Annotated in this window: 1 protein-coding gene and 1 pseudogene; both read left to right on the top strand. The window is 70.0% G+C overall.

The annotated features are described in order from the left end of the window. Positions 1–179: 179 nt before the first annotated feature. Positions 180–1,721 (top strand): annotated as a pseudogene (locus A5678_RS28145) (amino acid adenylation domain-containing protein); the annotation flags it as partial. Positions 1,722–1,739: 18 nt separating this feature from the next. Beyond that, positions 1,740–10,484, top strand: an 8,745-nt coding sequence (locus tag A5678_RS25690; protein WP_231983774.1) for a non-ribosomal peptide synthetase, incomplete at its 3' end; no start/stop codon positions are given.

Below are 10,484 nucleotides of genomic sequence, written 5' to 3'. Positions count from 1 at the left end.
CAACCCGGCGGCTGTTGTCCATCGACCTCCTCAACGAGTCTGAGCACGCACACCTGGATGCCTGGAGCAACCGCGCGATCTTGGCCAAGCCGTCGGATCCCGTGTCGATTCCGGCCCTGTTCTCCGCCCGGGTGCAGCAAGCGCCCGAGGCCCTGGCGGTCACCTTCGAGGGTCGCTCGATGACGTACGGAGAACTCGACGATGCGTCGAACCGGCTGGCGCACTTGTTAGTTGGATTGGGCGTCGGCCCGGGTGCGTGCGTGGCAGTGCTGTTCTCCCGGTCCGACCAGGCGATTGCGGCGATCCTGGCGGTGCTCAAAACCGGGGCGGCGTATCTGCCGATCGACCCGGCGGTGCCCGCCGCCCGCGTCGAATTCATGATCGCCGACGCCGCGCCGATTGTTGCGGTCACCACCGCCGCGCAGGCAGGGCGGCTGCACGGGTGCGATTTGACCGTCGTCGACATCGACGACCCACGCATCGACACCCAACCGGTGACCCCGCTGCCTGCCCCGGCGCCCGACGACATCGCCCACATCATCTACACGTCGGGCACCACCGGTGTACCGAAAGGCGTTGCAGTCACTCATCACAACGTCACCCGGCTGTTCGACTCACTCGACGTCGGGCTGGAACTGACTCCGGCGCAAGTGTGGAGCCAGTGCCATTCCTACGCGTTCGACTTCTCGGTCTGGGAAATCTGGGGCGCCCTGCTGTTCGGCGGGCGGCTGGTCGTGGTGCCCGAGGCGGTGGCCGCCGCACCGTCCGACTTCCACGCCCTGCTCGTCGCCGAACACGTCACTGTCTTGAGCCAGACCCCCTCAGCGGCAGCCGCCCTCTGCCCCGAGGGATTGGAAGCGGTGGCGCTGATGGCCGCGGGCGAGGCCTGCCCGGCCGACCTGGTCGGCCGCTGGGCGCCCGGGCGCGTGATGATCAACGGTTACGGCCCAACCGAAACCACCGTGTACGCCACCATCAGCGCCCCGCTGAGCCCCGATTCGGCCGTGGTGCCGATCGGGACCCCAGTGCCCGGGACCGCCTTGTTCGTTCTCGACGAGTTGCTGCACCCGGTGCCGCCCAGAGCCGTCGGCGAGCTCTACGTGGCCGGCCAGGGCGTCGGGATCGGGTATGTGCGCCGGCCCGGGCTGACCGCGTCACGGTTCGTTCCCTGCCCCTTTGGCGGAGCGGGGGCGCGGATGTATCGGACCGGGGATCTGGTGCGGTGGGCCCCCGACGGGCAACTGCAGTATCTGGGTCGCGCCGACCAACAGGTCAAGATCCGCGGCTACCGCATCGAACTCGGCGAAATCCAGGCCGCCCTGACCGCACTGGACGGCGTCGCACACGCCGCGGTGATCGCGCGCGAGGACCGCCCCGGCGACAAACGGCTGGTCGGCTACATCACCGGCACCGCCGACCCCGCCACCGCGCGCGCCGCGCTGGCCGAGCGGCTGCCGGGCTACATGGTGCCCGCGGCGATCGTGACGTTGCTCGCGCTGCCCTTGACGATCAACGGGAAACTCGACACCCGCGCCCTGCCGGCGCCGGAATACCAAGACGCCGAACACTATCGCGCCCCGGCCAATGCCGTCGAAGAGATCTTGGCCGGCATCTACGCACAGATCCTCGGGCTCGACCGGGTCGGCACCGACGACTCGTTTTTCGACCTGGGCGGGAATTCGGTGTCCGCGATGCGCCTGGTCGCCGCGGTCAGCACCGCGCTCGACGCCGACCTTGACGTGCACGCCTTGTTCGACTTCCCCACGATTGCCCAGTTGGCGCCCCGCATCGGCAGCGCGGAAGGGCGGCGCAAGCCGCTGGTTCCCGTCGATCGCCCGACGGTGGTGCCGTTGTCGTTCGCCCAGAATCGGTTGTGGTTCCTCGACCAATTGCTGGGCCCCTCACCGGTTTACAACATGGCGGTGGCATTGCGGTTGTGCGGGCGCCTCGATGTCGACGCGCTGGGTGCTGCGCTGGTCGACGTGACCGCACGCCACGAGAGCCTGCGCACGCTGATTGCCGCACCCGACGGCATACCCCAGCAGCGGGTGGTGTCCGCCGAGCGTATCGACTTGGGCTGGGAAATCGTCGATGCCGCCGACTGGTCGCCAACTCGGCTGAATGAGGCGATCGAGGAGACGGCGGCCCACACCTTTGACCTGGCAACACAGATCCCGCTGCGGGCAAAGCTTTTTCGCGTCGCCGACGATGAACACGTATTGGTGGGCGTGGTGCACCATATCGCCGCCGACGGTTGGTCGATCACCCCGCTGATGCGCGATCTGGGCATGGCGTATGCCAGCCGGAGCGCGGGTCGGGCGCCGGGCTGGGTTGAATTACCGGTGCAGTACGTCGATTACACGTTGTGGCAACGCGAACAATTCGGCGATCTCGACGACGGCGACAGCCCCATCGCCGGCCAGCTGGCCTACTGGCAGGATGCGCTGGCCGGGATGCCCGAATGCCTGCACTTGCCAACGGACCGGCCTTATCCGCCGGTGGCCGATCAGCACGGCTCCAAAGCCGACGTGGACTGGCCGGCGGAGCTCCAGCAACGGGTGCGCGAGCTCGCCGGTGAGCACAACGCGACCACCTTCATGGTGGTTCAGACGGCCTTGGCAGTGCTGCTGGCACGGCTCAGCGCCAGTTCGGATGTGGCGGTGGGGTTCCCGATCGCCGGGCGTGCCGATCCCGCGCTCGACGAGTTGGTCGGATTTTTCGTCAACACCCTGGTGTTGCGGGTCGATCTGGCCGGAGATCCCAGCTTCGCCCAACTGCTCGGCCAGGTGCGCCGGCGCAGCCTCGCCGCCTACGACCACCAAGACGTGCCCTTCGAAGTGCTGGTCGAGCGGCTCAACCCGACCCGATCCTTGGCCCATCACCCGCTGGTCCAGGTGATGCTGTCCTGGCAGAACCTGTCCGGGCACGAAAACGTCGACCCCGCAGCGGGATTGACGCTGGGCGAGGTGCGGGCCACCCAGGTGCTGGTGGACACCCACACCGCCCGCATGGACCTGTCGTTCTCCCTGGCCGAGCGCTTCACCGAGGCCGGGGAGCCCGCCGGCATCGGTGGCGCGGTCGAATTCCGCAGCGACCTGTTCGACACGTCAACCGTCGCCGCGCTCATCGAACGCTTCGAACGCGTGCTGTACGCGATGACCGCCGACCCGGACCTGCGGTTGTCGTCGCTCGACGTGCTGGATGCCGCCGAGCATGCCCGGTTGGATGAGATCGGCAACCGGGCGGTGTTGACGGGGCCCGCCCCGGCGCCCGTGTCGGTTCCGGAGTTGTTCGCCGGCCACGTGGCCCGCTCGCCGCAGGCCGTCGCGATCCGCTGCGGCGGCCGCTCACTGACCTATCGAGAACTCGACGAGGCCGCCAATCGGCTGGGGCGCCTGCTGGCCGCCGACGGGGTGGGGCCCGGCTCATGTGTGGCGCTGTTGCTGGAGCGATCGGCGCAGGCGGTGGCCGCGATGCTGGCCGTACTCAAGTCCGGGGCGGCCTATCTGGCGATCGATCCCGCGCTGCCCGACGCCCGGATCGACTTCATGATCACCGACGCCGCGCCGATCGCCGCCATCACCACCGCGGGCCTGCGGTCGCGACTCGACGGGTACGACGTATCGGTCATCGACGCCGACGATCCCGCGGTGGACAGCCAACCCGGCACCGCATTGCCGGCGCCCGACCCGGACGACATCGCCTACCTCATCTACACCTCCGGGACCACCGGCGTCCCCAAAGGCGTTGCCGTCAGCCATCGCAACCTGACCCACCTGGCGCAGTCGGGGCACCCAGACCTGCCGGATGCCCAGGTCTGGACCCAGTGCCACTCCTATGCCTTCGACTTCTCGGTGTGGGAGATCTGGGCTGCGCTGCTCGGCGGGGGGCGGCTGGTAGTCGTGCCCGAGGAGGTCACCGCCTCGCCGGAGGACTTCCACGCCTTACTGGTCGGCGAAGAGGTCAACGTGCTCACCCAGACCCCGTCCGCGGTGTCCGCACTCTCGCCGCAGGGATTGGATTCGGTGGCGTTGCTGCTGGGCGGCGAGGCGGTCCCCGCCGAGGTGGTGGATCGGTGGGCAACCGGACGGGTGGTGATCAACGCCTACGGCCCGACGGAGGCGACGGTGTACGCGTCGATGAGCCCGCCGCTCGCGGCGGGCTCGGGCGCGGCACCGATCGGCGGCCCGGTGGCGACCGCGGCATTGTTCGTCCTCGACGAATGGCTGCGCCCCGTGCCGCCGGGGGTGGTCGGGGAGTTGTACGTCGCCGGTCGCGGCGTGGGGGTCGGGTATGTGCGACGGGCCGGGTTGACCGCGTCACGATTCGTCCCCTGTCCCTTCGGCGCCCCCGGCACGCGGATGTACCGCACCGGCGACCTCGTGCGGTGGGGCCCCGACGGAGAGCTGCGCTACCTCGGACGCGCCGACGATCAGGTCAAGATCCGCGGGTACCGCATCGAACTCGGTGAGATCCAAACCGCGCTGGCGGGGCTGGACGGTGTGGAGCAGGCGGTGGTGCTCGCCCGCGAGGACCGTCCCGGCGACAAGCGCCTGGTCGGCTACATCACCGGAACAGCGAGCCCCGCCGAGGCGCGCGCCCGGCTGGCCCAGCGGCTGCCGGCCTATATGGTTCCGGCCGCGGTGGTGGGCGTCGACGCGTGGGCGTTGACGGTCAACAACAAACTCGATACCCGCGCCCTGCCGGCACCGGAGTACGGGGACGTCGATCGTTACCGCGCGCCGACCAACGCGGTCGAGGAGGTCCTGGCCGGCATCTACGCCCAGGTGCTCGGGCTGGAGCGGGTGGGCGTCGAGGAGTCGTTCTTCGACCTGGGCGGGGACAGCATCTTGTCGATGCAGGTGGTGGCCCAGGCGCGGGCGGCCGGGCTGACCTGTCGGCCGCGCGACGTCTTCGTCGAGCAGACCGTGGCCCGGCTGGCCCGGGTGGTCATGGTGGCCGGCGGCGAAGCCGTCCCGGTCGACGAGGGCGTCGGACGGATCCCGGCCACCCCGATCATGCGCTGGCTTTTCACCGTGGACGGCCCGATCGATCAGTTCAACCAGACGATGGTTATCCAGGCGCCCGCCGGGGTCACCGAGGCCGACGTGGCGATCGTTCTTCAGGCGCTGCTGGACCGGCACGCCATGCTGCGGCTGCGTGTAGGCGCCGAAGATGCCGGCGACCGGTCACTCGAGGTGTCCGGGCCGGGTTCGGTCGCCGCCGCTGCCTGCCTGCGGACCGTCGACGCGCTCTCCGAAGAGGCGCTGTCAGACGCCCGGTCACGGCTGGACCCGGCCGGCGGGGCGATGGTCAGCGCACTGTGGGCGACCGCCACCGGCCAGTTGGCACTGATCATCCACCACCTGGCCGTCGACGCGGTGTCCTGGCGAATCCTGTTGGAGGACTTGAACATCGCTTGGGCCCAGCATCACGGCGGACAACCGATCGCGCTGCCCGCGACCGGGACCTCGTTCGCCCGCTGGGCCGCGCTGCTCGACGAGCACGCGCACGCCCCCGCGGTCGTCGACCAGGCCGGCGGCTGGCGCAAGGCGTTGGCGGTTCCGGCCGCGTTGCCGCCGGTACAACCCGAGCTGGATACCTACGCCAGCGCCGGGCATCTGACGGCTGCACTGGATGCCGAGACGACCCGGCTGCTGCTGGGTGAGGTGCCCGCGGCGTTTCACACCGGCATCACCGACATCCTGCTGATCGCGTTCGGGATGGCGTGGGCCGAATACTTCGGCGCTGACGCCGGCGCGCCCATCGGCATCGACGTCGAAGGCCACGGGCGCCACGACGACCTGTTTCACGACGTCGACCTGTCGCGCACGGTGGGCTGGTTCACCACCAAGTACCCGGTTTCGCTGGCCGTCGGTGGGCTGCGCTGGAGCCAGGTCGTGGACGGCGACGCGGCCCTGGGTCCGGTGATCAAAGACGGCAAAGAACAGCTCCGCGCCCTGCCCGACGGCCTGACCTACGGGCTGCTGCGTTACCTCAACGCCGACATCGACCTGCCCGGCTCGGATCCGGCGATCGGCTTCAACTATCTGGGCCGGATGGGCGCGGGCGCCGCGAACGTCCCCGACCAGCTGTGGCGCGTCAGCCAGGACGGCCTGTCGGTCGCCGGAGCAACCACCGTGCCGATGCCTCTGGGGCACACCGTGGAGCTCAACGCCGTCGCCTTGGAAAACGAGACCGGAAGCGACTCCGGCCCGCACCTGCAAGCCACCTGGACGTGGGCCCCTTCGGTGCTGGACCGCGGCCAGGTCAGCCGACTCAGCCGGCTGTGGTTCGACGCCCTGGCCGGGATCTGCGCGCACGTCCAACGCGGCGGCGGCGGACTGACGCCCTCCGATATCGTCCCGGCGCGGCTCAGCCAACCTCAGATCGACGCCCTGCAGCGGCAGTACCGGATCGCCGACATCTTGCCGCTGACCCCCCTGCAGCAGGGGCTGCACTTTCACGCCGGCGCCACCGGCGGCAACGACGACCTGTACGCGATGCAGCTGGACATCACGGTCACCGGCCCGCTGGACCCGCATCGCCTGCACGACGCCGTCCAGGCGGTCGTCAACCGCCATCCCAACCTGGCCGCCCGGTTCTGCGAGGAATTCGACCGGCCGGTCCAAATCATCCCGGCCGACCCCACGGCGGCGTGGCAGTACTTCGAACTGGACGTCGAGGAACAGGTCCAGCAGGTGTGCGCCGCCGAACGCGCCGCGGTCTGCTACCTCGCCGAGCCACCGGCTTTTCGGGTGGCTTTGATCCGCACCGCCGAAGGCCGGTACCGGGTCGTGCTGACCAATCACCACATCGTGCTCGACGGCTGGTCGCTGCCGATCCTGCTGGGGGAGATCTTCGCCGGCTATTACGGGCAGCGACTCCCCGCGGCCACGCCGTATCGCCGGTTCGTCGGCTGGCTGGCCGACCGAGACCTCGAGGCCGCCCGCGCGGCCTGGCGCGATGTGCTGGCCGGCTTCGACACCCCCACCCTGGTGGCCCCACCCGGTCGGTCCGGGCTCGGGCGGCGCGGTGTGGTCTCGTCTCGGGTGCCCGGGGAGACCACCCGGGCGCTGACCGAGCTGGCGCGCTCGTGTCACACCACCGTCAACACCGTGCTGCAGGCCGCGTGGGCGCAGCTGCTGACGGGGCTGACCGGCCAGCATGACGTCACCTTCGGCACCGCGGTATCGGGCCGGCCGACCGACGTGCCCGGCGCGGAAACGATGGTCGGCCTGTTGATCAACACGGTCCCGGTGCGCGCGACCGTCACCGCGGCCACCAGCACCGCCGACCTGCTCGATCAACTCCGAAGCGACCACAACCACACGCTCGAGCACCAACACCTGGCGCTTACCGAGGTCCACCGCGCGACCGGCCACGACCAACTCTTCGACACCCTGTTCGTCTACGAGAACTACCCCATCGACACGGCCGCGTCGTTGGACGTCCGCGAGCTGGCCATCACCGACATCGCCACCCGCGAATCCACCCACTACCCGCTGACACTGCAAGCCATGCCGGGCGACGAATTGGGCCTTCGCGTCGAATTCGACACCGACGTCTTCGACCCGGCCGGCATCGAAGCGCTCAGCGCGCGGTTGCATCGGGTGCTGGCGGCGATGACCGCAGATCCGACGGCGCGGTTGTCGTCGATGGATGTGCTCGATGCCGACGAACACGCGCTCCTCGACGAGATCGGCAACCGCGCGGTACTGACCCGGCCCGCGAGGCCCGCGTCGATCCCGGGGTTGTTCGCCGCCCAGGCGGCGCGCACGCCCGAGGCGGTGGCGGTCACCTTCGACGGCCGCTCGATGACTTACCGCGAGGTCGATCAGGCGTCAAATCGTTTGGCGCACTTGCTGATCGAGCACGGTGCGGGCCCCGGCCAGAGTGTGGCGCTGCTGTTCAACCGGTGCGCCGACGCGATCATCGCGATCCTGGCGACGCTGAAGGCCGGGGCGGCCTACCTGCCGATCGACCCGGCGCACCCGCCGGCCCGGATCGAGTTCATGATGGCCGACGCCGCGCCGATCGCCGCGGTCACCACCAGCGGGCTGGCCGACCGGCTCCGCGGGTACGACGTGCCGACCATCGCCACCGACGACACCGCCATTGATGCCCGCCCGGACACCGGCGTGCCGCCGCCGAGCCCCGATGACGTCGCCCACATCATCTACACGTCGGGCACCACGGGCTCGCCCAAGGGCGTCGCCGTCACCCACCACAACGTCACCCGTCTGTTCGACGCACTCGACGTCGGCCTGCGGCCGGCGCCGGAACAGGTGTGGACCCAGTGCCACTCCTACGCCTTCGACTACTCGGTGTGGGAGATCTGGGGCGCGTTGCTGCACGGCGGCCGTCTGCTCGTGGTGCCCGAGTCGGTAACGGCCGCACCGGACGACTTCCACGCCTTGCTCGTGGCCGAAAAGGTCAGCGTCTTGAGTCAAACCCCGTCGGCGGCGGCGGCGCTGTCGCCCGAGGGACTGGGACCGGCCGCGCTGATGGTCGCCGCCGAGGCCTGCCCGGCCGAGGTGGTGGATCGGTGGGCGCCCGGGCGGGTGATGATCAACGGCTACGGCCCGACCGAGACCACGGTTTACGCCGCCATCAGCGCCCCGCTGGCGGCGGGGTCGGCGGTGGTGCCGATCGGTGCACCGGTGCCGGGGGCGGCGTTGTTCGTGCTGGACGGCTGGTTGCGGGCGGTGCCGGTCGGCGTGGTCGGCGAGTTGTATGTGGCCGGCCGCGGCGTCGGGTGCGGGTATCTGCGCCGGCCCGGGCTGACGGCGTCGCGGTTTGTGGCCTGCCCGTTCGGGGAGGCCGGAACACGCATGTATCGCACCGGCGATCTGGTGCGGTGGGGCGCCGACGGGCAGCTGCAGTATCTCGGGCGCGCCGATGAACAGGTCAAGATCCGCGGCTACCGCATCGAACTCGGCGAGATTCAGGCGGCGCTGGCCGCGCTGGACGGCGTGGAGCAGGCGGCGGTGATCGCCCGCGAGGACCGCCCGGGCGACAAACGATTGGTGGGCTACGTCACCGAGTCCGTCCCCGGGGCGGTGGACCCGGCCGCGATCCGCGCGCAGCTTGCCGACCGGCTGCCTGCCTATATGGTCCCTGCCGCGGTGATGGTTCTTCAGGCGCTGCCCCTGACGGTCAACGGCAAGCTCGACAGGCGCGCCCTGCCGGCGCCCGAATACCGGGCCGGCCTGTACCGCGCCCCCGCCGACGTCGTCGAAGAGGTCCTGGCCGGCGTCTACGCCCAGATCCTCGGGATCGAGCAGGTCGGAGTCGACGAGTCGTTCTTCGACCTGGGCGGCGATTCGCTGTCGGCGATGCGCCTGGTCGCCGCGATCAACAAGACCCTGGATACCAACCTCGCGGTCCGCACGATCTTCGACGCGCCGTCCGTCAGCAGCCTGAGCCAGCTGTTGGGCAGGGATGGCAGGCTGCTGGAAACGGCTCCGGCCGTGAGCCCGGCCAGCGATCTGTGCTTTGCGGCCGTGCACGGCCGCGACACCGCCGAGCTGCACGCGGGCGACCTCACGCTGGACAAGTTCATCGACGCCCCGACGCTGTCGGCGGCCCCGAGCCTGCCGCGGGCCGGCACCGAGGCGCGGACGGTCCTGCTGACCGGGGCCACCGGCTTCCTCGGCCGCTACCTGGTCCTGCAATGGCTCGAGCGGATGAAACTCGTCGACGGCACCCTGATCTGCCTGGTGCGCGGCGGGTCCGGCGAGGACGCGCGCCGCCGTCTGCACCAGACCTTCGACAGCGGCGACCCAAAGTTGTTGCGCCACTTCGAGGAACTTGCCGCCGACCATCTCGAGGTCGTCGCCGGAGACAAGGGCGAAGCCAACCTCGGCCTGGACCGGCAGACCTGGCAGCGGCTGGCCGACTCCGTCGATCTCATCGTCGATGCCGCCGCGCTGGTCAACGCGGTCCTGTCCTACCGCGAGCTGTTCGGGCCCAACGTCATGGGCACCGCCGAGCTGATCCGGATCGCGCTCACCACCAAGATCAAGCCCTACAGCTACGTGTCGACTTCGGACGTCGGCCGCCAGATCGAGCGGTCGCTGTTCACCGAGGACGCCGACATCCGGGTCATCAGCCCCAGCCGCACCATCGATGGAAGCCTGGCCAACGGCTACGGCAACAGCAAGTGGGCCGGTGAGGTGTTGCTGCGCGAGGCGCACGACCTGTGCGGCCTGCCGGTCTCGGTCTTCCGCTCCGGCATGATTCTGGCCGACACCACCTACGCGGGGCAGCTCAACCTGCCGGACACCGTCACCCGCATGGTGCTGAGCATCCTGGCCACCGGGGTAGCGCCCTCCTCGTTCTTCCGGCTCGGCGCCGACGGCAAGCGGCAACGCGCCCACTTCGACGGGCTGCCGGTCGGCTTCATCGCCGAGGCGATCGCCACGCTGGGCGCTCAGGCGGTCGACGGATTCCGCACCTACCACGTGATGAACCCGCACGAC

The organism is Mycobacterium sp. E2733, assembly GCF_001667585.1.
Classification (GTDB): Bacteria; Actinomycetota; Actinomycetes; order Mycobacteriales; family Mycobacteriaceae; genus Mycobacterium.
The sequence above is the reverse complement of the archived record's forward strand: the minus strand, read 5'-3'. Positions and strand labels throughout refer to the sequence as shown.